The organism is Paucibacter sp. TC2R-5 (genome assembly GCF_025717605.1).
GTDB classification, from domain to species: domain Bacteria; phylum Pseudomonadota; class Gammaproteobacteria; order Burkholderiales; family Burkholderiaceae_C; genus Paucibacter_A; species Paucibacter_A albus.
The window spans coordinates 448,291-472,141 of record NZ_JAJIRQ010000003.1; the positions used below are offsets into that span (position 1 = coordinate 448,291).

Here is a 23,851-nt window from a genome sequence, read left to right on the forward strand (position 1 = left end):
CGACACGCACAGAGTGACCGATAATCCCGCCCCATGAGCACGCACGAAGCCCCCTCCTCCGCCGACACCCTCAGCTACAGCCAAGCCGGTGTCAACTACGACTTGATCGATCCTTTGAAGATCAGCGCCCAGCGCGCAGCCGCCGCCACCGGCGCTCACCTCGGGGCGCACGGCTTCACCGAAGTGCTGGCCTCGCGCGGCGAATCGGCCTATGTGGTCGACGTTGGCCCGTTCTACATCGCCTCCATCGTCGAATGCCTGGGCACCAAGACCCTGGTCGCAGACGAAATGCGCGAGTTGACAGGCAAAAGCTATTACGACAGCATCGCGCAAGACACCATTGCGATGGCCGTCAACGACCTGATCACCGTCGGCGCCACGCCGCTGGTCGTGCAAGCCTACTGGGCCGCCGGCGGCTCGGACTGGTTCGGCGACAAGCAACGCGCACAAAGCCTGGTCGAAGGCTGGAAACGCGCCTGCGACACCTGCCAGGTCGCCTGGGGCGGTGGTGAGACCCCGGCTCTGGCCGGCATCGTCGAAGCCGGTCGTATCGACCTCGCCGCGTCTTGCACCGGCTTGATCAACCCGAAAGAACGGCTGTCGGTGGGCGACAAGCTCGGCGCCGGTGACGTCATCGTCTTGCTGGCCTCCAGCGGCATCCATGCCAATGGCCTGAGCCTGGCGCGCAAGTTGGTCGAGCGCCTGCCGCAAGGCTATCTGACCGAGATTGCCCCCGGCCTGACTTATGGCGACGCGCTGCTCGCGCCCACCACGCTGTACTCGCCGGTCACCGAGGCGCTGTTCAAGGCCGGCATCCTGCCGCATTACTGCGCCAACATCACCGGCCATGGCTGGCGCAAGCTGCTGCGCCATCAGGCTCAGTTCACTTACCGTATTCACAGCGTACCGCCCGTCACGCCGGTGCTGCGCTTCATGCAAGAGCAAGCCAAGCAAGACGACCGCGAAGCCTATTCCACGCTCAATATGGGCGCGGGTTTTGCGATCTTTGTGAAGGCCGAGGATGCGGCTCGCACGGTCGAAGTGGCCAAGGCCTGCGGCATCGACGCCATCATTGCCGGCCAGCTGGAAGAAGGCCCGAAACAGTTGCTGATCGAACCGCTGAACATACGCTTTAGCGACGACGATTTGCAGCTGCGCTGAGAGGCTGTTCAAGCCTTTTTGGAGCGGATTCCCAACAGCGAGCCAAAGCCCAGGCAAGGCATCGTTTACAATCCCCTCTGACGGGCCTCCTCGCATGGAAGCGCGGCCAACCGGGTCAGGTCGGGAACGAAGCAGCCCCAACCGTTGTGACCAGTGCCGGGGTAAGGCTCGTCAACCACCCCATAAGATCCAAGCCATTAAACCTGCCAACGAGCAGGTTTTTTGCTTTCTGGCCGGCCAGTCTTTCAGGTCAATCGTCATCGCCTGCCCGGACCAACATCTCTATGTATGTAGGCCTCTGCGCTGAACAAGCCCACCAGCGAGCAGGATGGATCGCACCTTCTCTTGATTGCCTCCATCTGCCAAGAACCCGTTGACCTGAAGAAAAAGCGATCGGCTAACGGGCATGCTGCTGCCCCAATGTGCAATATGCAAAGCAGCTCAGACCCGCCGATTTAGAAAACCTCTGCTGGCATGGCAGTTTTGACCTGTTCCACGGGCGCGCGGTCCAGCAAATTCATCGACATGGCCCGCGCAACCGCCTGCGCGCGGTTGGCGGCGTTGAGCTTGCGCAGGATTTTTTGCACATGGTTTTTGACCGTCAGCGCGCTGATGCCCAAGACCTGGCCGACCTGCTGATTGCTCATGCCCTCACGCAGCCAGGACAGAATCTGCCGTTCGCGCTCGGTGATGCCGGACTGGCGTGCACCGTTGACGGGGGTTGGCTGCGGCGCGGTATTGACCTCGCGTTCGACCACTTGCACGCGCTGCCAAGTGGCGTGAATATGCGGCATCATCAGCTCCAGATAGCTGCTGTGCTGCGGCGTTAGCTTGGCGTTTTGCAGTGCAAATACAAAGAAGCTCTCTATCTCGCTGGGCCGCTGCGGGCGCGACACGCCGTGCACCAGCAATTCGAGGATGCCGGCCGCGCGCAAACCTGCCAGCTGAGGCTGCAAGGCCTGACCCTCCAACTGCTCGACCGTCACTCGAACCGGCTTGCAACGCGCTTCCAGCCACAGACCTTGCAACTGCTGCATCAGCACACAGCGCGGCGCGGTCAGGCTCAGCAACACTTCGTCGGCGATCGTGACGTTGTTGAAGGCATCGAACACCAGCTCCCGCTGCGCACGCTGGTAGGCGCCACAGATGGCGACCTGGTGCGGGATCAGCAGTTGCAGATTGCTTTGCGTCCAGACGAAAAACTGGTAGCGGCGCCGCACGTCCAAAGACTGCTCGGCCGCACGCACAATGGCTTCAATATGGCTGTTGCTCAGCAGCACAGCGTCGTTCATTTCAGAGTTGTGCATGGTGAAGTTGACATAGGCGCGACGGGGGATAGAAAGAACGTTGGACCAACAGCACTTGGCTGCGGGTGGACTTTAGTGAGGCCAGATGACCGGGTGTTTAAAAATACAAATGGATATGAGCCGTTCGGATCATTTCGAGTCTGGTTTAGCCGGCCCGCAGCTGCGGGCCGCAAGCGTCCTAGGCCTTCAGGATGAGCCGGCAGCAGTAGCACAGGCTGCAACGCGAGCCCGCCTGATTGCCTTATTGCAGGCTCATTTGATGCCGGCTTTCAGGGTTCAAGCACCAGCCACCACACCAAACAAGGCCCCTGCTCCTGCGGTGACTGCCATGGCCACAGCCCCCCAGAACGCGACCCGCCAAGTGCCGCTCCAGATCGGCGCACCACCGGCATGGGCCGAGACAGCGCCCAAACCCGCCAGAAAAACCAGCGAAGAGGCCGATACCCAGACAATCAACGACGCCGACGAGGCCGTGGCGACGACTGCGATCGGCAGAGCCGCACCGACCGCGAAGCTGGCCGCCGAGGCCAGCGCGGCCTGAGTCGGACGCGCGGCAGTCGTGTCGGACAGGCCCAACTCGTCGCGGGCATGCGCGCCCAGCGCGTCTCGGGCCGTCAACTGTTTGGCGACCTGTTCGGCCAAGTCCTTGTCCAGACCACGGCCCACATAAATGCCCGTCAATTCGCGCAGCTCAGCGGCGGGGTCTTGCTCCAACTCGGCGCGCTCGCGCGCCAGATCAGCATGCTCGGTATCTTGCTGCGAATGAACAGAGACGAATTCGCCCGCCGCCATCGACATCGCGCCGGCGATCAGCCCCGACACACTGGTCAGCAAAATCAAGCGAGGCTCGGCACCGGCCGCGGCCACACCGAGTACCAGACTGGCGGTCGAGACGATGCCGTCATTGGCGCCCAGCACGGCGGCGCGCAGCCAGCCAATGCGCTCGCTGCGGTGATTTTCAGTATGACGGCGCATTGCTCGGCCTCCGTAAATATAAGTAGTTAGGACATTGCCGGGACTATTCGTGCCGCAGCGCTTCGATAGGATCCATGCGCGCCGCACGGCGCGCTGGAAAGTAGCCAAACACCACGCCGATGGCGGCCGAGAACAGCAGCGAGAGCAGATTGATGGCGGGATCAAAGGTATAGGGCACGCCCATCACGCCCGACAGCACATAGGACGCCGCCGTGGCGATGATGACGCCGATCAGCCCGCCCAGCGCCGACAGCACCACCGCCTCGATCAGGAACTGCAGCAGCACCTCACTTTCCAGCGCGCCCACGGCCAGGCGCAGGCCAATCTCGCGCGTGCGTTCGGTGACGCTGACCAGCATGATGTTCATGATGCCAATGCCGCCCACCAGCAGGCTGACCGCCGCCACCGCACCGAGCAAGCTGGTCAGCACGCCCATGGTGCTGGACAGGGTCTCGGCGAGTTGCTGGGTGTCGAAGATATTGAAGTTGTCGTCGTCGCTGTCCGCCAGGTGGCGACGCTCCCGCAGCAGTTGGCGCAAGCTGGCTTTGAGCGGCGCGCTGTCGCTGCCGTCTTGCATGGACACCAGCAAGACGCCGACCTTGCGGCTGCCGGTGACGCGGCGCTGCAGCGTATGCAGTGGCAAGAGCACGGTGTCGTCCTGGTCACCCATGCCGCCTTGCCCCTTGGGGACCAGGATGCCGACGACCTCGCAGGAAAAGTTCTTCACGCGCAACTGCTGACCCAGCCCTGTTTGGCCGACCGTGGCGCCCCAGAGTTCGCGCCGCACCGTCTCGCCGATGATGCACACGGCCGCGCCCGACAACTGCTCATCGGGCGCAAACAGCCGCCCACTGGCGAGCTGCCAATTGCCGGTCTCGAACCAGGCGTTGCTGCTGCCGACGACGGTAGTGGCCCAGTTGCGCCCATTCGCCACCACGGTGGCGCTGGAGCGGCCCTGCGGCGCGACGGCCGCCACGCCGCCGATCTGGGCTGAGATCGCCTCGCCATCGGCTTCGACAAACTGCGGCACGCCACCACCACCGCCGCCACCGCCTATGCGCTGGCCCGGGCTGACCATCAGCAAATTGGTGCCCAGGCTGGTGATCTTCTGCTCGATCGCCTGGGTGGCGCCATTGCCCAGGGTCACCATGGTGATGACGGCGCTGACGCCGATGACGATGCCCAGCACGGTCAGAAACGAGCGCAGCACATTGCGCCGCACCGAGCGCAAAGCAAGCATGAAGACGCTGAACAGCATCAGACGGTCTCCACGGCGCTCAGAGCCGGCGCGGCGGTCGTCGGGTTCGGATTGAGCACATCTTTGGCGATGCGGCCATCGACAAACGTCACCATGCGCCGCGCGTAGGCCGCCATATCGGGCTCATGCGTCACCATCAATACGGTGATGCCGTGATCTCGGTTCAGCGCCATCAGCAAGCCCATGATTTCGTGGCTGCGCTGCGTGTCCAAATTGCCGGTGGGCTCGTCGGCCAACACCACAGCGGGCTGGGTAACGATGGCGCGCGCGATCGCCACGCGCTGCTGCTGGCCGCCCGACAGCTCGCCCGGCGTGTGCTGCTCCCAGCCCGCCAGCCCCACATCGGCCAAGGCCTTGGCGGCCGCGCTGCGGCGCGCGGCCGCGCTGTCACCCCGGTACAGCAGCGGCAGCTCGACATTCTCTTGCGCCGAGGTGCGCGCCAGCAGGTTGAAGCCCTGAAACACAAAGCCCAGATAGCGCCGGCGCAGCCGCGCGCGCTGGTCGCGCGACAGCGCTTCGACATGCGCGCCCTTGAACAAATACTGGCCGCTGCTGGGCGTATCCAGGCAGCCCAGGATGTTCATGGCGGTGGACTTGCCCGAGCCACTCGGCCCCATGATGGCGACAAACTCGCCGGCCGCGATGTCCAGGTCTATGCCCTTCAGCGCCAACAGCTCGGCCGCACCGCTGCCATAGCGTTTGCTGACGCCGCGCAATTGGATCAATTGCTCGCTCAAGTGCTCGTTCACTTGGCGCTCGCCGTCTGCTGCGCGGTGATGACCCGCATGCCGACCTTCAGCTCGCCGCCAACAATCTCGGTCATGTGGCCGTCGCTGATGCCGGGCACCACGGCCACGGCCTTGGGCGCGCCGCCGCTGATGGCCACGCCTTCGGCATCAAGCGGCAAGACCCAGACCTGGCGCGCCGCTGCCGTGCTGGCGCCATCAGCCGCGCCCCGGCGCCGGCTCTCGGTCTTGGGCGGGCCGAAGGCAATGCCGGACGCAATGCCCTTCTTCGCGACGGCGGCTGCCGTGCTGGGCGCATAACGCAAAGCCGCATTGGGCACCAGCAGCACATCTTTGCGCTGGGTGGCGACGATGGTGGCCGTGGCCGTCATGCCCGGGCGTAGGCTCAGGTCGGCGTTGTCCACATCGAGGTAAGTCAGGTAGGTGACGACGTTGTCGGTGATGGTCGAGCCAAAACCGACCCGCGTGATGCGCGCCGGAAACGGCCGGCTCGGGTAGGCGCTGACCGTGAACACCGCTGTTTGGCCGACCTTGACCGCGCCCACATCGGCCTCGTCCACATAGACCCACAGGCGCAGCCGGGCCAGGTCTTCGGCCACGACGAACAGGGTCACGGCCTGCAGCGAGGCCGCCACTGCATTGCCCGGCTCGACCGCGCGGGTCAGCACCACACCGTCGGCCGGCGCGGCAATCGAAGCTTTGGAGAGATTGATCTGGTCGGTGGACAAGGCGGCCAAGGCATCGCTGATGCCGGCCTTCGCGCTGCCCTGGTCGGCGATGGCGCGGGCCAGCGTGGCGCTGCCGCTGTCGAGTTCGGCCTTGGACGGCACCTTGCCACCGGACAGCCGCGCCACTTCTTCCAGGCGCCCCAGCGCGGCGCGGGCTTCGGCGACGGTTGCACCGGTCTGTTCGAGGCGGGAGTGCGCGGCCGCCAGGGTCGCTTGTGAGCGCTGGATCTGGCCGCGCAGCTTGGCGGTGTCCAGCACCACCAGCACCTGGCCCTTTTTGATACGGTCATTGACATCGACATTGACCTTCAACACCGTACCGGACAGCTCGCTGCCGATATTGATGGAGCGCGTTGGTTGCACCGTGCCATTGGCGGTCACGCTGAGCGTGAGGTCTCCGCGCGTGACCGGCGCGGTGCTGTAGCTGGGCGCGGCCTTGGCAGCGCGCCCCATCAGCCACCAGCCCAGGCCTGCCGCCGCCAGCAGCGCGGCCCCAACGGCGATCCACAGCCAGCGGCGGCGGTACCAGGGCAGCGCAGCCGGCTCACCCAGCAGCGTGTTCATGTCGGCGCCGGGCACGGCGGTCGACACGGGCGGGATCGTCGCTGCGGTCGGCGGATCCACCGCTGGGCTGGCTGCGTTCATCTGTTCTGGGTTCCCGCTGTGGGCGACCAACCGCCCCCTAAGGCCGTGAACAAGCGCACCTGATCACTGCCGACATCGGCGCTGGCACGAGCCACGCCGTCCTGAGTTGCAAATAGCGTGCGCTGGGTTTCCAGCACGGTTTGAAAATCGATCAGGCCGCTGCCGTAGCGCTGGCGCGCCAGCAGGGCGGCATTGTTGGCCGCGTCGGCGGCCAAGCGCAGGCTGTCAAGCCGCTGCCGGTCGCCACGCAAGGCCTCCAGGGCATCTTCCACCTGCTGCAACGCGCTGAGCACAGCGGCGCGATATTGATGTTGCGCCTGAGTCAGGGCCGCCTGCTGTACCCGCACCTGGGCATTCAAAGCACCGCCATCAAAGATCGGCAAGCTCACGCTGGCCAAGAGACTGCCGAGCACCGCGCTGCTGTTGCCGAGCGCGCCGACTGAGACCGCACTCAAGCCCAGCGAACCACCGATGGCAAAGCTGGGCAAACGCAGCGCCTGCGCCTGGCCCTCGCGCGCCAGCGCGGCCGCCACCTGAAATTCGGCGGCACGCACATCGGCGCGTTGACGCAAGGTCTCGGCCGGGACGTTCAAGCTCAGACCCTCGCGCGCCTGCGGCACGGTGGGCGCCAGCCGGGCGTCCACGAGCGCTGGCAGCGCAGCGGGTGCTTGGCCCGTCAAGACCGCCAAAGCATGCTGGGTTTGCACAGCACTGGTCTGGAGCAGGGGCAGCAGCGCCCGGTTCTGCTCGACGGCGGCGCGCGCCTGCTCGGCCTCCAGCGCGGTGACCAAGCCCGCTTGCTGGCGCCACAGCGTGATCCGCAGCGTCTCCTCTTGGCTGGCGAGATTCTCGCCAGCGATCACGCTGCGCACCTGGGTCGTGCGCAGCAAGATGTAGTTCAGCGCGACTTCCGCAGCGATCTGCACCTGCATATCGCCCAGGCTGGACTGACTCGCTCCAACAAGCGCTTCGCTTGCGTCCACGCCGGCGCGGCGGGCGCCGAACAGATCGATCTGCCAGCTGGCATCGCCGCCGAGTTGAAACCTATTGCCGCTGCTATGGCCGCCCAGCGTGCCGCGCTGCGCCGAAGCGGAGCCGTCAAGTTGGGGCCACAGGGCTGCGGCGGCCACATCTCGCAAGGCCTGCGCCTGACGCAGCGAAGCGCGGGCCACTTGCACGCTGGTATTGGCCAGCATCGCCTGACCGACCAGCAGTTCCAGCTGCGCATCGTCAAAACGCTGCCACCAAGCCACCAGCGAAGCCGTGCTGACCCTTGACTCGCCCGGGCCAGGCGCATAGGCCCCTGACCAGGCTAGCGGGGTCGCAAGCTTGGCCGCCGCGCCTTCATCAATGGGAGGCAAGGCCGCGCAAGCCACGAGTGCGCCCAGCAGGCCGATCGAGATAAGTCGCCTCGCCATTGCTCAGGCAAGCGACGCGAAAGCGAGGCGAGCTAACTTGCTGTTTGTGCTTGGCATGATTCAAGACCTCTGGTGATGCCACCACCGTTAACAGCCGGTGGCGGTTCGATGAGCCGTTTTTAAGGGTTTTCGGCGGCGGCGTCTGTTCGACAGCGCACACGCGACAGCGGCGACAAGGCAGACCCTTGCGCACATGAGCAGCAGATATCGCGGCGAAGCGGGCTGCACAGGCTTATGCTGAGCGATGAATGATCGAATCAAGCAAATCCTGGCCCAGATGGCCGAACTCGAAGCGGAGCTGCACAGCGCCGTCCATGATCAGGAAAGCCGGATGTTCTTCCAGATCAAAGGCAAGCGCGTCGAGTTTGAGCGTTCGGTCCGGCAAGCGCATCGCAAGCTCAAGACCAATTTCTTCCGCTGGCTGGTGACGAACCGGCCACAAAACCTGATCACCGGGCCGCTGATCTACGGCATGGTGATCCCGCTGCTGCTGCTCGATGCCTGCGTCAGCTTCTACCAATGGGCCTGCTTTCCCATCTACGGCATCAGCAAGGTGCGCCGCAGCGACTACCTGGTGTTTGACCGCCACCAGTTGGGCTACCTGAATTTCATCGAGAAATTCCACTGCACCTATTGCGAATATGGCAATGGCTTGATGGGCTATATGGCCGAGATCCTGGCGCGCACGGAACAGTATTTCTGCCCGATCAAACACGCCCACAAGATCCTCGGCACGCACTCGCGCTACAACCGTTTCCTGGACTACGGCGAGGCGGACGCCTACGAGGCCAAGCTGGAGGAATACCGGGTGGCGCTGGGTAAACTCAAGTAAGTACTTGGCCGAATCCGTGACTTGCAATCACGCATGCTGACCAAGACCTACTGCACGGCGCGCGTGATAGGGCACAAATTCATCGGCAGTTTCCTGAGCCCGCGCCACCTGCAGCACAGCGTCCAGATCCGACCTCAGCATATCGACGGGGCTGTGTCCTTCAAGTTGCGCGTTAGCGGCCGCAAACCAAGCCGCCAAGGCCCAGCCTGACCAAACCGTCGGCAGCTCGGCGCGCACGGCTTGTGCCGCCGCATTCAAGGCCAGGTCATTCGCTTCGAACTGGAACATCGGGATCCACAGACTGGCGCGCCATTCAAAACCAAAGACCTGGCCGGTGTAGATCCGTTGGGCCAGGCTGGTGGCCGGGCCAGGCTGATGTTCCTCCAGCAAGCGCGCCACGATCTCAGCCGGCGCCGTGCCGCCGGTTGCGCGGAAAGCCTCGAGCAAGGCGATGAAACCGCGCCCGCTGGGCACTTCGAGATCGGCGGCCTGCGGGCCTGCGGAGGCCGGCAAGAACGCGCTGACGCTGGCGCGGCTCATCGTGCGCCCTTGTGGTCTTTTTGACCGGTGTTCTTGTGCCGGCCCAAAACCTCGTTCGGTTCGCTCGGTTGGGTCAGGGCAGCCGGCCCGCTCTGCCCTGACTGCGGCTTGCTGGAGGCCTTTGATTGCAGCAGATTCGCAGGGCGCCCGGGCACAGGTGAGAGCCAGGGGCTTTGGTACTTTTTGTTCATCAAGAACTCCAATCAAAGGTTGAGGCGAACAGCTTTGGAAACTGCAGCGTAATCAGAGCCTGCTCCTTCGACTGTGCGACAGCGCACATGGTCCGAACAAGCCTGCCATGCCCCCCTAACTTCAAATTCGTTCAGCGTGCGCTGTCGCACAGAAAGGCCCTGTTGGCGCGCGCATGCTGAAGCTTCCTTAACGACCTGGATGAAGCAAGATGAAAACTGATTCACAACTGCAGCAAGACGTGATGGCCGAACTGAAGTGGGAGCCTTCTGTGCATGCAGCGCAGATCGGCGTCGAAGTCAAAGACGGCGTAGTGACGCTGGCCGGAGAGGTCAGCAGCTACACCGAGAAGCTCAATGCCGAACGTGCCGCGCAACGCGTGCAAGGCGTCAAGGCGCTGGCGGTAGACATGACGATCAAACTGTCACAGCTCGGCAAGCGCACCGATGCCGACATCGCCGGCTCGGCCCGCAATATCTTGAGCTGGACGAGCTCGCTGCCGACCGACGCGGTCAAGGTGCTGGTCGAAGGTGGCTGGCTGACCTTGTCCGGCGATGTGGAGTGGCAATTCCAGCGTCAGGACGCTGCCGACAGCGTGCGCTACCTGTTGGGTGTGATTGGGGTCAGCAACCAGATCGCCATCAAGCCCTCGCTATCGGCCACGGTCGTCAAATCGGACATCGAGGCCGCGCTCAAGCGCCGCGCCATGGCGGATGCCAAGACCATTGCCGTCGAGGTCAAAGGCGCCGATGTGACCCTGACCGGCACCGTGCACAGCTGGGCCGAACGAGACCTCGCCACGCGCTCCGCCTGGAGCAGCGCCGGCGTGCGCAATGTCGTCGACAAAATGAACCTCGTCTAGGCGAGCAGACCACGGACGAGGTACTGGGCATGAACATCACGACACATCGCGCGCGCATCACCGGCCCCGTTTCTTATACGGCCGGCAGAGGTAGAAAGCAGAACATTCCCATCGGCCCCTGCTTGGTGGAAAGCCTGGGCGGGCGCTCCATCGACATCATCTGGGGCACGCGGGGGCAGAGTTCCGTGGCTTTGCCGATCGAAGACATCGAAGCCGCCCAAGATCATGGCCATCTGGTGCTGTTGGACTGAGCCAGCAGCGTTGCGACTTCAGGCCTGCCGCGCGAGCGGCTCGGCGAACGAATTTTCGTGCCAAGGATGGATCTGGTCACCATGGTTCAGACCCTGTGCCACCACATCTCCGCAGGCGTCAAGTAGGCCCTAGAAGCTGCTGAGCACAGGCCGCGTTCGAACGGCCTGTGCTAGCCGCGAGTAGAGGAGATTTCCCTGGTCGCCTGGCTCGGCGCTGCCGGAGCGGAGTGCGGGTATTGAGCGCTCGTCACGCCGCCTCTCCCGGTTTGATCGCCCCCACCGTCTGCGACAGCAGCAACTGCTGATCGGCATGCAAACCCATGGCCTGCGACAAAGCCGTGCGGTCAAACCAGGCGCGTATCACGGTGGCCAAGCCCTCCGAGGCGCAAAACAGATAGACGTTTTGCGCCATCGCACCGGCTGCCGCGAAGGCATAGGCCTCGCGCTGCGCCGCCGGCACCAGCTTCATGCGCGAGTGGTCGGCCACAAAAACCAGATCCAGCGGCGCGCTGTCCACAAAGTCCTGCTGGCCGGTGACCCGGCGCACATCGCTGGCCACGACCAAGCTGAGCTGATGCTCGTGCGGCTCGTAAAGAAACAAGCCTTGCGGCATCGCCACATAGAGCAGCACTTCCTGCGAGTTCATCGCGCTGGGTGTGGTGCGGCCACCGTCAACATGGCGGTTGATGCCGGCCGCCGCCCACAGCAAATCGGACAACTGCTGCTCGGGCAAGGGCTCGGGCGCGAACTCGCGCCGCGATTGCCGGCTCGCGAGCGCCGCAATCAGCGGCATGCCGCCGGTGAGCGAGGGCGGCGGCAAGGCCTGCCGCGCGACTGCATCGCCTATTGGTGGCAAGGGCTTGAGCTTTCCCATCAGGCCCAAGGCGAGTTTGGTAAGGGTGTTCATATCTTGCTGCTCAGCCAAGCCGGTCCATATCGTGAACCTCGCGTTCGTGGGTTGCGGGGCCATCCATCACAATGGTCGCCCGCCCGCCGTCATAGTCTGCCACCACGAACTGACGCTCCGGGACATGACCGTGCAATGAAGGGAACAACGCGAACACACGGTCGCCCGCGCTGAGGGCCTCGACCGCCGCGAGCACAGGTGCCTCAACCTCGGGCGCAGCCCAGACATTCCGCTCGGTATCCACCTGCCCCCAGAGCACGGAGGTGATGCGCCCGCCCGCGTCCAAGCCGACCTTGGACACCGCAAAGGTCTTCATGCCGCCACCGGCGAATAGCCGGCCCGCTTGATTGCGTCGCTTAACTCCCGGGCGCTGGCGCGGCTAGGTTCAATCTCGACCGTGAAGGTGGCCATATCCACCCGCACCAGCGCGCCGTGATCGGTTTCTTTAAGCGCCTTGGTGATGGCACCGGCGCAGCGAGCACAGCTCATATCACTGACTTGAAAGGCGATCATGATGGGCAGATCCTTGCGGTTTGGGAGGGCGGGATGTTCGAATTCATGCACTGATCTTGCGCGTTCGAGCGCGTGCCTTCTGTTCGTTGCCGCACCCAAGAGCGCCCTTGACGTCAACTCGCTCGCCTCGATTCCACCGGTCTTCAAAACTTTTCAGATCACCAGCAATCCCGCGGCTTTGACCAAACGGGACGCCAAGCACGACAAGGCGGACAAGAATCCGCTGAACATTCCGGAACTGCGGGCCTATTGGAATCTGATCAAGACTGCGCCAGGGATCAAAGGTGCTGCGCTTCGACTGCATTTATGGTCGGGCGGGCAGCGGGTTGACCAAATTTCCAAGCTCAAGAAGAGAGATGTCTCTGAGGCCAGCTTCACGATCTATGACAACAAGGGTCGCCCCGGCCAAGGACCTCGGCGCCACACACTTCCGATGACGCCCCAGATCAAGGCCGCGATATCCGAATTGAAGCCAGACGGTGAGTTCGTGCCGTCGAACAAAAAAAGGCAAAACGCCGGTTAGCGCCATGACACGAAGCAATTGGTCGCAAGAACTCGCAACCGGCATCGATGGATTCCAACTCAAGCGTGTCAGGTCCGGCGTGGGAACGGCCCTTGCGTCGAAACAAGTCAGCAAAGACATTCGAGGCCAATTGCAGTCCCATGGTTTGTCAGGCGTTCAAGCCCGGCACTACGACGACCATGACTATCTCCCAGAAAAACGAGCCGCTTTGGAAACACTGTTCGAGTTGCTTCAGGCCACGCCGACCTAGTCGATCCAGGGAGCACAGCAACTTGCAAATCCTGGGCCGGGTCGGCGCAGATGCTTGACGCGGGCTGCATGGGTCTGTGCGCCCTCTTTCCCTAAGACTTCTGGAACAATTTTTAACCACACAGACTGTCAGAAAATATTGAAAAATTCTGACACTATTTCATCAAGACCATGCCAACCCTCGCCCATCAGATTCTTGAATACGCAGCCCAGTTGCCAGAAGGAGCACCGTTGGTCGCCAAGGGGCTATTGCACCTGAGCGAACGCGCAGCGGTGGATCAAGCGCTGTCGAGGTTGGTCAAGCGAGCGGCTTTGCTGCGTGCTGGTCGGGGCGTTTACGCCCTGCCCGTGGTGAACCGGTTTGACGCGCGCGCGCCCTCTTCCGCCAAGATGGTTGAAGGGATGGCGCTTCAACGCGGCGAGACCATCGTGTCGCATGGCGCCGGCGCTGCCAATGCATTGGGGTTGACGACACAGGTGCCAATGCGGGCGATCTATCTCACATCGGGACGCAGCCGCAGTCTGAAGTTGGGCGCCCAGGTGATCGAACTTCGGCATGCTCCGGCGTGGCAGCAGATCTTGCCCTGGCAAGCCGCTGGCGATGTAATTCGCGCCTTGGCCTGGCTCGGGCCAGAAAAGGCTGGCATGGCGATCTCGACCCTGCGCGCGCCTCCTCCCCGTTGAACTGAATGAAGTCGCCTCGACCAGGGCTCGCTTGCCAACCTAGATGGCCCAGGAGGTCAGCGCCCTGCTGCCGCACGCAAGCAGCCCAAGCGCCTGACTGAATGACTGATTTCTTCCAACTCTCTGACGCTGATCGGCGCGACGCGCTTGACCTGGCCGCCAACGCGTCAGGGCGCCCGCCCCATCTACTTGAAAAGGACATCTGGGTTGCCTGGTCCTTGCGGGAGCTTTACGCCGGGCCGTATGCCGAGCACCTGGTTTTCAATGGCGGCACATCCTTGTCCAAGGCCTACGGCGTCATTCGTCGCTTCTTGGAAGATGTGGACCTAACCTACAACATACGCAGCATCGCTGGTGACCTGACCGGCGATGCGCACACGCCGCTGCCGGCCACCAAAAGCCAGGAAAAGAAATGGAGCAAGGAAATCCGAGCAAGGCTGTCGGACTGGGTCAGCAAGGAGATCACGCCGCGCCTCCAACAAGCCTTGGAGCAACATGGCTTGCCGGCGCGAATTTCGCGGAGGTGAGCGCTTCGCTCATCATTGGCATGACCTGACCCGATTAGACGCCGCCGGCTTCGCGGATGCCGCCATCGCCGACCTATCCTTGGCACAGGCCGTTGCCAATCACAAGAGTGTTTTCTTTGCCGAAAAGGCCGCGACTGGCGATATGGTCAACTACCACGCGGCGGTTTCCGGCGGCATTCAACTCGTGCCCGGGGCAGACGCGATGTCGAAGCTAGCCGCAGACTACCATCTGATGGTTGATGACGGCCTATTGCTCGACGACGCAGAGTCTTTCGAGTACTTAATGGTTCGTTGCAGAACTCTGCAACAAAAGATCAACTCAAATCGACCCGACGCTTGAAAGCCCCGCCCGAATAGACACTGGCCATTCGTCCGGTTCTAGCGTCGAACTATTCATAACGGGGCACTGTGCAAGTGCCCACAGCGGCTTTTTCCTTGGCAGCTGATGCCATGAAGACGACTGTTGGGCCTAACCTTGTTTTTCGCCGCATGGTGGCAACGCCGACCTGACCTTGCCAAGGTCATTTCGACCTTCGCTGGAGTCAGCATTCTGCTGCAGTGCGCGGGGGTCGATCAAGCCTTTACGGAGGCCTCCTGCCGTAACTCCCGACTCGATCGGGCGCTTGAACTTCCATTCGCGGTAGAAAGTTTTGCCATTGAAATCCGGGAAGCGGCCGTCAAAGCCGGCAATCTTGAGCGGTTTGCCGCAGGACAGGCTAAACACAGCAATGATGGCGCCGTCATCCGAATCCCGTTCAAGCCCCCAGTCATTGCCACCCGTCATAGGATCGACAAAGATCTTGCGAAGATGCCGCACCGTACCTGGAAAGCGCGGATCACGCAGCAAGTCCTGCAGCGAGGGCGGCGCGTCTGCCTGCCCTGCCGGCGTGGCACGGGCATAGCTGGCCAGCGCTTGGCTGAAGGCCGCACCGGTTTCGAGCAAGGCTTGCTCAGCTACGCGCCTATGCTGGGCGGCGGCCAGCTTCACACTTGCAGCGCCCACGAGGCCGAATACCGCCACCAGGATCAGCACGCCGAGGTAACTAAAACCTTCAGCGGCGCGCTTCCTTGCCATCAACGCATGCATCACATATCGGCAAAGCGCCGGCCGTTGTTGGCGCTGCCCGGCGCACCGCTGCGGATGTTGTACACCCGGCCGCGGACACCAGGAGCCGGCGCAACAAGGATCCAGGTCTGGGAGCTCTCGGTGACAGGATCAATCGGCAGGGCACGCAGGTATTGCTTCTCCACCAACTGCTCCAGTGAATCAGGATATTGCCCGGTGTCGCCATAGTAGTGATCGATGACTTCGCGTGTCACACGCAGGTTTTCCGCCAGCACGGTTTCGCTCGCCTTGTCCAGACTCTTGAAATAGCGCGGCATGGCCAAGGTCAGCAGCGAAGCAATGATGGCCAGCACCACCAATAGTTCAATCAGGGTGAAACCCAGGAACGCTGCACGCCGTCGACTGGATCTAACGTCAAACCTAAGTGGATTTTTCATGTCACCATTTCCAGTAAGGCGCGCCGTTCAAGCCGACCTTGTTCGATAGCGAATAGACATCAAACACGTCGCCCCCCTCGCGCGGCTGTGCGGCGTCGCTGTCGTAGCTGCGCTTGCCCCAGCTGTCGATCGGCGAGACGGCGGTGTTCGTCTGCATTGGATCGCGTGGCACACGACGCAGAAAATAGATCTTGCGGTGCTTGGCGTCACGAAGATCCGGCACGCCGGCTACCAGCACCTCGAGCGAAGGCGGGTAGGAGGAGCCACCGGCCGGTTTGGCGATTCGCCCCTCGTCCACAGCTCGCCGATAGTCATCCAGGGCGCGACGAATGTCGATCAGGGAGCGAGTCAATTCCTGTTCATGGCTGCGCTGGATGATCAGTTGACTGACCGGCGTCAGCATGCCGGCAAGAATGCCCATGATGGCAAGCGTGATCAATAGTTCGACCAGGGAGAAGCCCGCACTGCCGCGCAGGCTTCTTTCAGTCGCGAACTTGATGGGGCGCCGGATCATTCCACCGACCTATTGCGCAGAGGCGCCTGATGCGACGCCGGAAGTCTTGCCGACCGCCGCCGGATCTTTGTCCGGAACAATCGGCGCTGGGCTCGCGGCTGGCGGCACCACCGTAAGGGTCGGCCGACGCCGCAAACTGCCCTCTGTGCCACTGCTGAACTCGGCCACTTCGCCCACGGGTCGCTGGATATTGCGGATCAAACGGGGCGTGATGGAGAACACGATCTCGGTCTTCTTGCCGTCGTTCAGGCCGCTACCGAACAAGCGGCCAGCCAAGGGCAAATCACCCAGGCCAGGCACTTTGTTCGCCGTGCGTCGGTCCACATCGTTGATCAGCCCGGCCAGCACTTGGTTCTCACCGTCTTTTAGCCTCAGCATCGTGTTCACGGAACGCGTGCCAATGTTGTACGTGGTTGTGCCCTGCTTGCTGGTCTGGTAGCCAATGATGTTGCTGACTTCCAAAGTCATCTTGATCGTCACATCGTTGTCGACATAGATGAAAGGCTCGAGATTCAAGGTCAGGCCCACATCCAGGTAAGTGGCGGACTCACTCACAATGCCGGTGGCGATCACCGAGGTGGTGATCGACGGAACCTTCTCGCCGATCACAATCTTGGCCTTCTCGCGATTGAGCACGCGGATCCGCGGGTTCGCTAGCAAATTCGTATCACCATCGACCTTGCGTGCGTTGATTTTCAGCGGGTCAATGGTCGCCCCTACTGTCTCTTTGCTCAAACCACGCAGGTCTGCGAGCGTCAGCGGGCCGTAGCCCCCTGCCAAAGGAGTCAGCGTCAAGCTGGAGGGCCAGGCCACTCCGAGCTCGGTCAAGCGGTCACGCGCCACCTCCAGAATTTCCACTTCCAGCATCACTTCCGGCTCTGGCACATCCTGCAGCGCAACCAACTTCTCTGCCAGTCGAACCGCATCCGGGCTGTCGCGCAGAATCACCATATTGAGCTTTTCGTCAATCACCACGTCGCGCGACTTGACCATGGTCTTGATCAATTCGCCGACGAATTTTGCGTTGGCATTGGCCAGCACAAAGGTCTTGACGACCAACTCCTGATAGTCCTTCAATTTGCCAGCGTTATTGGGAAATACCAGGATCGTGTTCGCATCCAGCGCCTGCTGCTCAAGCTGCCCCGTCAGAAGCACATAGTGGATCGCCGCCTCTACCGAACTATTGGTCAGCGAAATCGAAGCCCGCTGGTCAAGCTTGACGTCTTTGTCGAACAGGATGTTGAGCCCCGAGCTGCGGGCAATGACATCGAAAACCTGCTTGATGGTTGCATCTTTGAAATCGATGCTGAGTGGCTTCAGCTTGGCCAAAGCCAAGCTGGTTTGGGCCTGCTTGGCCTCTTCTTTTGCCGTGATCGCCCCCAACAGTTCGCGGGCCTTGTCATTACGCGGATTTTCTTCCAGCACGCTTCTCACCGTATCACGCGCGCGGTCAAGCTTGCGCTCCTCCATGTCATGTGCGGCCTGACTCAGTATCCGCTCATGGCGCGCGTCACGTTCCATGGTTTGCATGCCGCTGAGTGCCTGCGCGTTGGCCGGATCAATCTCCAGCACGCGTTTGTAGTGAAGCTCAGCTTCACTGCGCTGACGCGCCGCTTGGGCTTGGCTGCCCTGTTGCAGGTGAGTCGCCAGCACTTTTTGGCGCGCCAGCAGATAGGCGTTGCGGTATTCAAGATTCTCGGGATCCAGCGTCTGGGCCTCTTGAAATTTTCCCAGAGCGGCATCGGCACGGTTGTCTGCCTGCAGGGACTTGGCCTCCCGGTAATTCAGATTGGCTGCACATGCGCCGAGCAAGCCGGCGGCGAGCAGGGCCAGCAAGGAGCCAGCGAATCTGCGACCGATATGACGAACTACAACAGCTGGGCGGGCGGATGGGGAGATAGCAAAAATGGACATCAGTCGGTGCCTCGAATGGCGAGCTGTTGGATTTGATTCAATGGCAGATAGGTGAAGAGCACTTCAACCGGCCCGATTGCGTCGACACGGTAGGCGCCATCGATCAGGCTGCCTTCGTGCACGACGAGGGTCTTTTCGCCCTGGGCCAAGAAGATTTCAACCGCCCCCCCATTCGACTGCTTGCCTATGTAGCTAAACGGCAGGGGCGGCGCTCGCGGAACTGCCGGGGCAGTGGCGGCCACCGCGACTGGCTTGACAGGTGCCGGCGGCGCCCATGAATGAGCGGAGAACATCTGCTCGGACCGTCGCCCGGCGTGCGTAGCGTCAAGCATTGCGGCACGGTCCAACAAGACCAGCAGGGGATCGCGAGCGGCGTCAGCCTTGTCGCCTCGGTCGCCACTTGCCGGATTCACTGCCCCGGCTTTGTCGGCTACACGGTCTGGCTCGGCAGACAAAGTTGGGGCGGGCATAGCCTGCGTTGGCCCCAGGGCTGGCTTTTCTCGTGCCATCGGCTGGGCAAGGTCTGCGGCCACATCGTGATCGCCGAACATCAGTAACCCGCCGGTGAGCAACAGGCCCGTCGACATCAGCAGATGACGCGGCTTCATGAGCGATTTCCTTCTAAGCCGGATGCCGGCCGCACATCTGGCGAACGAAGGAAAAGCGTCAGTTGCAAGGTAGCGCCGACGTTCTCGTCTGCCGCCGTTTCGCGCTTCAAGCTCAACTGGTCGATCGAGGCGAATGGCAGCGCGATCAAGGCCCGTTCACAAAATTCCCGAATATGCACATAGCTGCCCTTGATCGGCAGACGAACTGAGTAACGATCCACCCCAATGCCACGCTCGGCCTGCCACTTGTATTCACCGGTATCCAACTGGATCTCGCTGCGCTCGGCCATCTCAAATAGTACATTGACGTAGTGCTCCACTTGGGCGCTATCTCCCAGAGCCAGCGCATAGGTTTCATGAGAGGCAGGCTGCGCAGGCACTTCAGAAACGCTGGCACGCGCTGTGCGTAGCTCCGCCTTTCGTTGGAGTAGCAGCGCCTCCAAGCTGGCGCTGACGCTGTCCGGGCGAGCCAGCAAGCGCGCCCAAGCTCCAACTCCGAGCAAGAGGACCAGCAGGGCCAGCACAGGCAAAATTCCCCAACGCCGCAACACAATCTGCAATCGCAGACCCAGCGCCGAACCGTCAAAATTCCTCATGGCGCGCGCCCCGGCCAAATCACTTCAAACTCGAACCGTATGACGGTACTGGCATCCTGCTCGGTGTATTCATGCTTGAGCAGACGCGCACCAGCAAATGCTGCTTGCCGCTTCAGACGCTCGATATAGCCGAGCATGGCCTGGCTGTCACGCGCTTCCGCCAAGCCCTTGATCAACTTGTTCTTTGGATCAGGATCAAGCTCCAGCAAGGCGATAGCTCCGGTCTTGCTGCCCTTGCCGCCTTGACTGCCCTGCCCCGCTGCGGCCTCCATTGCGTTGAGCGTCTCGCTCCACGGCAAATTGAGTTGCGCGGTAATGGCGTTCATGGCCAGCACCTGTGTCTGCGTCAATGGCTCCCGAGGTGCGGCGATGACGCGGCCTAGCCGCGCTTCCAGTTGCCCCTCCAGTGAAGCAATTTCGCCCCGCAGCAAAGCCCGCTTTGACTGCAAGCCCTGCCAGTAGAAAACCGCACTCAGACACAAGAGCAGGCCGCTCAATGCCAAAGCCCAAATCGGCCAAGCACTGCCACGCAAGGACCTGGCCAGGGATGTTGGCGCGAAGTTGATGTCAATTTGCTGTGCCATCACAATCCTGCCGCCGCGAGTTGATACAAATCCGGCGCCTCCAAACTACCGGCCAACTGTTTCGGCTCAAGTTCAGGTTCCGGCAGCTCTACCTGCGCCAGTTGGACACAAGCCCACGAGCCCGGCTCGGTCGCCGCTTGCAACCAGGCAGTCGGGACCTTGCCGCAGAGTTCGACACCATCAGGCATAGGCCGCATTAGACGAGTGGCCTCTCGCTCAACGCTCAAACGCAACCAATCCCGCTCGGTCAAGGCCAGCGCTGGCACGTGAATGCTGCGCAAATCAAACAAACGGCCTTTCTCCACGACGGCCAAGGTCAGCAAATCCTGATGCAAAACGCCAAACCAATTTCCTGCAACTAACGCTGAAGCAGCACGGTTGAAGCGGGCCACAAATTCGGGGACTATTGCCAGCATCAGCAAGCCATGTTGGGCACCCACCGCCTGCAAGGCGTTCAGCAACGCATTGGGCAAGGCCGAGCTCAAAAATGCGGTCCTTGCTTGCCAGTCGGCGGCCATCTTCCAATCAGTCAGCGGCTCCCCAAACAGCGTCTGAAATCTAATCTCGGCAGCCGCCTGACAGTCCAGAATCTGGGCTCCGTTTAAAGGCGGCATGACCATCCAATGGCGCACCAGGTGATCAGCCAGAATCACCCTCACGGACATGCCTTGGCAGGATACTGCCGTCAACAGCCGGTCCAACTCTGCCGCGACATGATCAACTTGCGGGTCAGAATTGGCCGCAAATCGACAGTCTTGCAATGGCAGCAAACGCCTGCGCAGGGGGCCCTGCCTATGCAGCAAAGCGATACCCGCGCGCGACAGTCCAATGCGTAATTCCCCGCCACGCAAACGGGGTGCGGCTTGAATACTAGGCATTCTGCGTCACCCTGCGAATTTCCAGCAGCGTCGTTTCACCCCGCCGCACCAACTCCAGCCCCGCCTCGCGCAAACTGCGTGTGCCATTCAAACGCGCAGCCTCTTTGATCTGGCGGATCGGCCGTTTCTCCACCACCATTTCTCTAATTTCGTCATTGAGAATCAGGATTTCCGCCACCGACCTGCGGCCCTTGTAGCCAGTGCCCCGACAGTCACCGCAGCCCACGCCCTGCTGAAAATCAAAGGCAGCCACTTCGCTCCAACTCAGGCGCGCACGGGCGAGTTCGGCGTCGCTGGGTCGGTATGCCACCTTGCAATGAGGGCAATTCAAACGCACCAGCCGCTGCGCCCAGATGCCGTTCAGCGCTGAAACAAAAGCGTAGGGGTCAATGCCCATATGTGAAAAACGGCCGAACACGTCAAACACATTGTTCGCGTGCACCGTGGTCAGTACCAAGTGGCCGGTCAAGGCGGACTGCACGGCAATCTCAGCCGTTTCACGGTCTCGAATTTCGCCGACCATGATCTTGTCCGGGTCATGGCGCAAGATCGAGCGCAGGCCCTTGGCAAAACTCAAACCCTTCTTTTCGTTGACCGGGATCTGCAAAATGCCGGCCAATTGATATTCGACGGGATCCTCGATGGTGATGATCTTGTCGCGCCCGTTATGGATTTCGGTCAGCGCCGCGTAAAGCGTGGTGGTCTTGCCTGAGCCGGTGGGCCCGGTGACCAGCAACATGCCGTAAGCCTCCTCCACCAATTGGCGCAATGACACCAATGAGTCCGCATCGAAGCCCAAGGCCTCAAGCGTCAAGGCACCATAGGCCTCAATCATTGCCCGCTTGTCGAGCACTCGGATGACCGCATCTTCGCCATGAATGCTGGGCATGATGGAGACGCGTAGGTCAATCTCCCTGCCCCCTGTTTCAACCCGGAAGCTGCCGTCTTGCGGCACGCGTCGCTCCGAGATATCGAGCTCGGACAAGACCTTCAGGCGCGAAATCACATGCTCGGCCGCCTCAACGCCAGAGACCGAAGTGGCATGGTCCAGCACACCATCAATCCGGTATTTCACCGCCAAACCGCTCGGTGTAGTTTCCAGGTGAATATCCGATGCGCCCACCTTCAACGCGTCGTACAGCGTCGAGTTGAGCAGCCTGACTGCCGGGCTGACTGCCTCGCTGACCGATGAAAATGAAAGTACTGCAGCGGTTTTCGCGTCGCGCTGCGCGTCGCCGGCGGCAGACACATGGGTGTCGAGAGCCCGCGCCGATTCTTCCTGCTTGCTCAGATACGCTTGAATATCCGCCTGCAAGGCCAAACGCAATTGAATTGCCCCCCGGGCCTGCGCTTCCAACCAGGTCTGCAGATCGGCATCAAATGGGTCAGACAGCACGGCGATCATCGTGCTACCGCTTGTTTCATTACCAGGCTCATCGCTGCCGGCGCGCAGCAGAGCGCAGCCTCGCTGCAGCGCTCTGGACAGCGGCAGCAGATCAAAAGCACCGACCAGATTCAAGAGATCAGCCGTCTCCACGACGGGCAGGCCAAACACCGCGGCCACACCGCGCACCAAGGCGCGCGCTTCCAAGCCGGTGTGTTCCTGCAACTCGTCGATCAGATGCCGCCCAGAAGCCTTCGCCTGCAGATGGGCGCGTTGCAGCAATGCGGCATCAAGCAGTGGCACTTGCAATGAAGCAGAGATTGTTTGATTTATTGCGTTCATCACATATTCCCGGCCAGATCGAAGATCGGCATATACAACATCACCACGATCGCACCCACCACCAAGCCAATCACAGCCATCAGCAAGGGTTCGAACGTGCGCGTAAATCGATCAATCCAGCGGCTGATTTCACCGTCATAAAACGCAGCCGACTGCATCAATAAAGAACCCATCTCACCGGTCCGCTCACCAACCCGCAACATTCGCAAAGAAATAGGCGTCGTCAACTGCTGCGCCTCGAAGGCGTGCGAAAAAGGCATTCCTGCCTCGATCTGTGCTCGCGCCGCTCGCAAAGCAGTCTGTAGCCGGGGCGACACGGTGGCGTCCACTGTCTGCATCGCCTGAACAATCACAATGCCGCCTTCGAGCAGCATGCCAAGCGCCAAGTACAAGCGCGACAACTCGTACACCCGGATACGCTCGCCGACGCCGGGGATCAAAGCAAGCAAGGCCGCAACGCCACGGGTTTTGACAACATGCCTAACGCCAATAGTCAGCGCAGCAATCATCAACAAAGCCAGGGCCGAGACAGAGGCGGCATGCTCGGCTGCAAATTGCCCCCAATTCAGCAGCATCTGCGACATCCAGGGCAGACTGCGGCCGGTGCCTTGATAGACCTCGGCAAAGCGCGGCACGACAAAACAAATCAGGAAAGTACTGACACTGCCACCAACCAGCAACAAGATGGCCGGGTAGATCGCTGCGCTGACGATCTTGTTGCGCAAGGTGGCCAGGCGTTGCTGATATTCGATGAATCGGGCCAAGGCGCGTGGCAGGTCGCTGGTGCCTTCGGCCGTCCTGACCATCCCAACATAGAGCAGCGAGAAGACTTGCGCTTGCTCCGCCAGCGCCGACGAAAACCGTTTGCCTTCGCGCAGAGCGCCCAACAGCCTAGTCAGCACGCCGCGTGTGCCGTCCTGTGCTTCCTTTTCCTGCAAGGCCTCCAATGCCTCGACCAAACTCAGCCCGGCATTCAGCAAAGCCAGCAATTCCTGGCTGAACAGTTCAACCGCGAAGCGTGGACCACCAGCAAATGAACCCGCCCAGTCGCCAAACAAAGGCGAGCCAGCCGGCCGCACCAAGCCGGCAACAAGTCCGAGTGCCGCAATTTGCGCACGAGCTTCGGCCTCATTTTGGGCCTCGACAGTTTGCATGGAGGCACGGTTGTCGGCGGAAATCGTGTGGACGTCAAAGCGCATGGCGTGCAAGTTCG

27 protein-coding genes, 1 other RNA gene and 1 pseudogene are annotated in these 23,851 nt (G+C 61.8%); 9 read left to right on the forward strand and 20 right to left on the reverse strand.

Features of this window, described 5'->3' with window-relative positions; translation table 11 throughout:
* The first annotated feature begins 33 nt into the window (after positions 1-33).
* Together LNV08_RS08995 and ffs are read left to right on the forward strand one after the other, a co-directional pair.
* Complete coding sequence (locus tag LNV08_RS08995; RefSeq protein ID WP_263533351.1) at positions 34-1,161, forward strand: AIR synthase-related protein; 1,128 nt, start codon at positions 34-36, stop codon at positions 1,159-1,161.
* Between the two features lie 79 nt (positions 1,162-1,240).
* An RNA gene (ffs, locus tag LNV08_RS09000) (signal recognition particle sRNA small type) lies at positions 1,241-1,337 on the forward strand.
* Positions 1,338-1,616: 279 nt separating this feature from the next.
* Here the strand turns inward: ffs and epsA are convergent.
* The 6 genes from epsA to LNV08_RS09030 all read right to left on the reverse strand — a co-directional run bounded on the left by epsA (position 1,617) and on the right by LNV08_RS09030 (position 8,238).
* Positions 1,617-2,468 (reverse strand): XrtB/PEP-CTERM-associated transcriptional regulator EpsA, encoded by an 852-nt coding sequence (gene epsA / locus LNV08_RS09005; RefSeq protein WP_263533352.1) that lies wholly within the window; start codon positions 2,466-2,468, stop codon positions 1,617-1,619.
* 276 nt (positions 2,469-2,744) lie between these two features.
* On the reverse strand, positions 2,745-3,443 hold the full coding sequence (locus LNV08_RS09010) for a VIT family protein (protein ID WP_263533353.1): 699 nt from the start codon (positions 3,441-3,443) through the stop codon (positions 2,745-2,747).
* 43 nt (positions 3,444-3,486) lie between these two features.
* Positions 3,487-4,701 (reverse strand): ABC transporter permease, encoded by a 1,215-nt coding sequence (locus LNV08_RS09015; protein WP_263533354.1) that lies wholly within the window; start codon positions 4,699-4,701, stop codon positions 3,487-3,489.
* The gene (locus LNV08_RS09020) at positions 4,701-5,450 is read right to left on the reverse strand and encodes an ABC transporter ATP-binding protein (protein ID WP_273599356.1); all 750 of its coding nucleotides are present in this window, start codon (positions 5,448-5,450) and stop codon (positions 4,701-4,703) included. The genes LNV08_RS09015 and LNV08_RS09020 overlap by 1 nt, the downstream gene beginning before the upstream one ends.
* Positions 5,447-6,820: an efflux RND transporter periplasmic adaptor subunit gene (locus LNV08_RS09025; RefSeq protein ID WP_414858706.1), complete on the reverse strand. Its 1,374-nt coding sequence runs from the start codon at positions 6,818-6,820 to the stop codon at positions 5,447-5,449. Before LNV08_RS09025 ends, LNV08_RS09020 begins: the two co-directional genes overlap by 4 nt.
* Positions 6,817-8,238 carry an efflux transporter outer membrane subunit gene (locus LNV08_RS09030; protein ID WP_263533355.1) on the reverse strand — a complete coding sequence of 474 codons (1,422 nt, stop codon included), beginning with the start codon at positions 8,236-8,238 and terminating at the stop codon, positions 6,817-6,819. Before LNV08_RS09030 ends, LNV08_RS09025 begins: the two co-directional genes overlap by 4 nt.
* A 244-nt stretch (positions 8,239-8,482) precedes the next feature.
* Between LNV08_RS09030 and LNV08_RS09035 the strand changes: the two genes are divergently transcribed.
* A complete protein-coding gene (locus tag LNV08_RS09035) occupies positions 8,483-9,070 on the forward strand; it encodes a hypothetical protein (RefSeq protein WP_263533356.1) in 588 nt (195 codons plus the stop codon).
* 27 nt (positions 9,071-9,097) lie between these two features.
* Here LNV08_RS09035 and LNV08_RS09040 read toward each other — a convergent pair whose 3' ends face one another.
* Complete coding sequence (locus LNV08_RS09040) at positions 9,098-9,610, reverse strand: hypothetical protein (RefSeq protein ID WP_263533357.1); 513 nt, start codon at positions 9,608-9,610, stop codon at positions 9,098-9,100.
* A gap of 400 nt (positions 9,611-10,010) precedes the next feature.
* On the opposite strand from LNV08_RS09040, the gene LNV08_RS09045 reads away from it, so the two are divergent.
* Positions 10,011-10,661 carry a BON domain-containing protein gene (locus LNV08_RS09045; RefSeq protein ID WP_263533358.1) on the forward strand — a complete coding sequence of 217 codons (651 nt, stop codon included), beginning with the start codon at positions 10,011-10,013 and terminating at the stop codon, positions 10,659-10,661.
* Positions 10,662-10,690: 29 nt separating this feature from the next.
* Positions 10,691-10,912: a hypothetical protein gene (locus tag LNV08_RS09050; RefSeq protein WP_263533359.1), complete on the forward strand. Its 222-nt coding sequence runs from the start codon at positions 10,691-10,693 to the stop codon at positions 10,910-10,912.
* A gap of 247 nt (positions 10,913-11,159) precedes the next feature.
* Here LNV08_RS09050 and LNV08_RS09055 read toward each other — a convergent pair whose 3' ends face one another.
* The 3 genes from LNV08_RS09055 to LNV08_RS09065 are packed head-to-tail and all read right to left on the reverse strand — an operon-like array spanning position 11,160 to position 12,332.
* Positions 11,160-11,819, reverse strand: coding sequence for a SagB/ThcOx family dehydrogenase (locus tag LNV08_RS09055; protein ID WP_263533360.1), 660 nt, complete (start codon positions 11,817-11,819; stop codon positions 11,160-11,162).
* A 10-nt stretch (positions 11,820-11,829) separates the two neighbouring features.
* Positions 11,830-12,135 carry a hypothetical protein gene (locus tag LNV08_RS09060; RefSeq protein WP_263533361.1) on the reverse strand — a complete coding sequence of 102 codons (306 nt, stop codon included), beginning with the start codon at positions 12,133-12,135 and terminating at the stop codon, positions 11,830-11,832.
* A complete protein-coding gene (locus LNV08_RS09065) occupies positions 12,132-12,332 on the reverse strand; it encodes a heavy-metal-associated domain-containing protein (RefSeq protein WP_263533362.1) in 201 nt (66 codons plus the stop codon). Before LNV08_RS09065 ends, LNV08_RS09060 begins: the two co-directional genes overlap by 4 nt.
* Between LNV08_RS09065 and LNV08_RS09070 the strand changes: the two genes are divergently transcribed.
* The 4 genes and pseudogenes from LNV08_RS09070 to LNV08_RS09085 all read left to right on the forward strand — a co-directional run bounded on the left by LNV08_RS09070 (position 12,331) and on the right by LNV08_RS09085 (position 14,655).
* Positions 12,331-12,855 (forward strand): hypothetical protein, encoded by a 525-nt coding sequence (locus LNV08_RS09070; protein WP_263533363.1) that lies wholly within the window; start codon positions 12,331-12,333, stop codon positions 12,853-12,855. The genes LNV08_RS09065 and LNV08_RS09070 overlap by 2 nt on opposite strands.
* Positions 12,856-13,275: 420 nt before the next feature.
* Positions 13,276-13,831 (forward strand): annotated as a pseudogene (locus tag LNV08_RS09075) (DUF6088 family protein).
* A 58-nt stretch (positions 13,832-13,889) separates the two neighbouring features.
* The gene (locus LNV08_RS09080) at positions 13,890-14,315 is read left to right on the forward strand and encodes a nucleotidyl transferase AbiEii/AbiGii toxin family protein (protein WP_263533365.1); all 426 of its coding nucleotides are present in this window, start codon (positions 13,890-13,892) and stop codon (positions 14,313-14,315) included.
* Complete coding sequence (locus tag LNV08_RS09085; protein ID WP_263533366.1) at positions 14,284-14,655, forward strand: hypothetical protein; 372 nt, start codon at positions 14,284-14,286, stop codon at positions 14,653-14,655. Before LNV08_RS09080 ends, LNV08_RS09085 begins: the two co-directional genes overlap by 32 nt.
* A 129-nt stretch (positions 14,656-14,784) precedes the next feature.
* Here LNV08_RS09085 and LNV08_RS09090 read toward each other — a convergent pair whose 3' ends face one another.
* The 10 genes from LNV08_RS09090 to LNV08_RS09135 all read right to left on the reverse strand — a co-directional run bounded on the left by LNV08_RS09090 (position 14,785) and on the right by LNV08_RS09135 (position 23,837).
* The gene (locus tag LNV08_RS09090; protein WP_263533367.1) at positions 14,785-15,390 is read right to left on the reverse strand and encodes a type II secretion system protein; all 606 of its coding nucleotides are present in this window, start codon (positions 15,388-15,390) and stop codon (positions 14,785-14,787) included.
* Positions 15,391-15,401: 11 nt separating this feature from the next.
* The gene (locus tag LNV08_RS09095; protein WP_263533368.1) at positions 15,402-15,818 is read right to left on the reverse strand and encodes a competence type IV pilus major pilin ComGC; all 417 of its coding nucleotides are present in this window, start codon (positions 15,816-15,818) and stop codon (positions 15,402-15,404) included.
* Position 15,819: 1 nt separating this feature from the next.
* Positions 15,820-16,332 (reverse strand): type II secretion system protein, encoded by a 513-nt coding sequence (locus LNV08_RS09100; RefSeq protein WP_263533369.1) that lies wholly within the window; start codon positions 16,330-16,332, stop codon positions 15,820-15,822.
* Between the two features lie 9 nt (positions 16,333-16,341).
* Positions 16,342-18,246, reverse strand: a complete 1,905-nt coding sequence (locus tag LNV08_RS09105) for a secretin N-terminal domain-containing protein (protein ID WP_263533370.1) — start codon at positions 18,244-18,246, stop codon at positions 16,342-16,344.
* Positions 18,246-18,854 carry a hypothetical protein gene (locus LNV08_RS09110; RefSeq protein ID WP_263533371.1) on the reverse strand — a complete coding sequence of 203 codons (609 nt, stop codon included), beginning with the start codon at positions 18,852-18,854 and terminating at the stop codon, positions 18,246-18,248. The genes LNV08_RS09105 and LNV08_RS09110 overlap by 1 nt, the downstream gene beginning before the upstream one ends.
* Positions 18,851-19,378 (reverse strand): hypothetical protein, encoded by a 528-nt coding sequence (locus LNV08_RS09115; RefSeq protein ID WP_263533372.1) that lies wholly within the window; start codon positions 19,376-19,378, stop codon positions 18,851-18,853. The genes LNV08_RS09110 and LNV08_RS09115 overlap by 4 nt, the downstream gene beginning before the upstream one ends.
* 68 nt (positions 19,379-19,446) lie before the next feature.
* On the reverse strand, positions 19,447-20,034 hold the full coding sequence (locus LNV08_RS09120) for a hypothetical protein (RefSeq protein WP_263533373.1): 588 nt from the start codon (positions 20,032-20,034) through the stop codon (positions 19,447-19,449).
* Positions 20,034-20,735 (reverse strand): hypothetical protein, encoded by a 702-nt coding sequence (locus LNV08_RS09125; RefSeq protein ID WP_263533374.1) that lies wholly within the window; start codon positions 20,733-20,735, stop codon positions 20,034-20,036. Before LNV08_RS09125 ends, LNV08_RS09120 begins: the two co-directional genes overlap by 1 nt.
* 169 nt (positions 20,736-20,904) lie before the next feature.
* On the reverse strand, positions 20,905-22,638 hold the full coding sequence (locus LNV08_RS09130; protein WP_263533375.1) for a GspE/PulE family protein: 1,734 nt from the start codon (positions 22,636-22,638) through the stop codon (positions 20,905-20,907).
* Positions 22,638-23,837: a type II secretion system F family protein gene (locus tag LNV08_RS09135; RefSeq protein WP_263533376.1), complete on the reverse strand. Its 1,200-nt coding sequence runs from the start codon at positions 23,835-23,837 to the stop codon at positions 22,638-22,640. Before LNV08_RS09135 ends, LNV08_RS09130 begins: the two co-directional genes overlap by 1 nt.
* Positions 23,838-23,851: the final 14 nt, after the last annotated feature.

What these genes read in the sequence shown, in the direction of transcription:
- LNV08_RS09105 (WP_263533370.1), bottom strand. Translation starts at nt 18,246, where the DNA reads ATGTCCATTTTTGCTATCTCCCCATCCGCCCGCCCAGCTGTTGTAGTT.
- LNV08_RS09060 (WP_263533361.1), bottom strand. Translation starts at nt 12,135, where the DNA reads ATGAAGACCTTTGCGGTGTCCAAGGTCGGCTTGGACGCGGGCGGGCGC.
- LNV08_RS09035 (WP_263533356.1), top strand. Translation starts at nt 8,483, where the DNA reads ATGAATGATCGAATCAAGCAAATCCTGGCCCAGATGGCCGAACTCGAA.
- LNV08_RS09090 (WP_263533367.1), bottom strand. Translation starts at nt 15,390, where the DNA reads ATGGCAAGGAAGCGCGCCGCTGAAGGTTTTAGTTACCTCGGCGTGCTG.
- epsA (WP_263533352.1), bottom strand. Translation starts at nt 2,468, where the DNA reads ATGCACAACTCTGAAATGAACGACGCTGTGCTGCTGAGCAACAGCCAT.
- LNV08_RS09010 (WP_263533353.1), bottom strand. Translation starts at nt 3,443, where the DNA reads ATGCGCCGTCATACTGAAAATCACCGCAGCGAGCGCATTGGCTGGCTG.
- LNV08_RS09110 (WP_263533371.1), bottom strand. Translation starts at nt 18,854, where the DNA reads ATGAAGCCGCGTCATCTGCTGATGTCGACGGGCCTGTTGCTCACCGGC.
- LNV08_RS09095 (WP_263533368.1), bottom strand. Translation starts at nt 15,818, where the DNA reads ATGAAAAATCCACTTAGGTTTGACGTTAGATCCAGTCGACGGCGTGCA.
- LNV08_RS09030 (WP_263533355.1), bottom strand. Translation starts at nt 8,238, where the DNA reads ATGGCGAGGCGACTTATCTCGATCGGCCTGCTGGGCGCACTCGTGGCT.
- LNV08_RS09135 (WP_263533376.1), bottom strand. Translation starts at nt 23,837, where the DNA reads ATGCGCTTTGACGTCCACACGATTTCCGCCGACAACCGTGCCTCCATG.
- LNV08_RS09045 (WP_263533358.1), top strand. Translation starts at nt 10,011, where the DNA reads ATGAAAACTGATTCACAACTGCAGCAAGACGTGATGGCCGAACTGAAG.
- LNV08_RS09055 (WP_263533360.1), bottom strand. Translation starts at nt 11,819, where the DNA reads ATGAACACCCTTACCAAACTCGCCTTGGGCCTGATGGGAAAGCTCAAG.
- LNV08_RS09085 (WP_263533366.1), top strand. Translation starts at nt 14,284, where the DNA reads ATGGCTTGCCGGCGCGAATTTCGCGGAGGTGAGCGCTTCGCTCATCAT.
- LNV08_RS09130 (WP_263533375.1), bottom strand. Translation starts at nt 22,638, where the DNA reads ATGAACGCAATAAATCAAACAATCTCTGCTTCATTGCAAGTGCCACTG.
- LNV08_RS09015 (WP_263533354.1), bottom strand. Translation starts at nt 4,701, where the DNA reads ATGCTGTTCAGCGTCTTCATGCTTGCTTTGCGCTCGGTGCGGCGCAAT.
- LNV08_RS08995 (WP_263533351.1), top strand. Translation starts at nt 34, where the DNA reads ATGAGCACGCACGAAGCCCCCTCCTCCGCCGACACCCTCAGCTACAGC.
- LNV08_RS09040 (WP_263533357.1), bottom strand. Translation starts at nt 9,610, where the DNA reads ATGAGCCGCGCCAGCGTCAGCGCGTTCTTGCCGGCCTCCGCAGGCCCG.
- LNV08_RS09025 (WP_414858706.1), bottom strand. Translation starts at nt 6,820, where the DNA reads ATGAACGCAGCCAGCCCAGCGGTGGATCCGCCGACCGCAGCGACGATC.
- LNV08_RS09120 (WP_263533373.1), bottom strand. Translation starts at nt 20,034, where the DNA reads ATGGCACAGCAAATTGACATCAACTTCGCGCCAACATCCCTGGCCAGG.
- LNV08_RS09080 (WP_263533365.1), top strand. Translation starts at nt 13,890, where the DNA reads ATGACTGATTTCTTCCAACTCTCTGACGCTGATCGGCGCGACGCGCTT.
- LNV08_RS09050 (WP_263533359.1), top strand. Translation starts at nt 10,691, where the DNA reads ATGAACATCACGACACATCGCGCGCGCATCACCGGCCCCGTTTCTTAT.
- LNV08_RS09070 (WP_263533363.1), top strand. Translation starts at nt 12,331, where the DNA reads ATGATGGGCAGATCCTTGCGGTTTGGGAGGGCGGGATGTTCGAATTCA.
- LNV08_RS09065 (WP_263533362.1), bottom strand. Translation starts at nt 12,332, where the DNA reads ATGATCGCCTTTCAAGTCAGTGATATGAGCTGTGCTCGCTGCGCCGGT.
- LNV08_RS09100 (WP_263533369.1), bottom strand. Translation starts at nt 16,332, where the DNA reads ATGATCCGGCGCCCCATCAAGTTCGCGACTGAAAGAAGCCTGCGCGGC.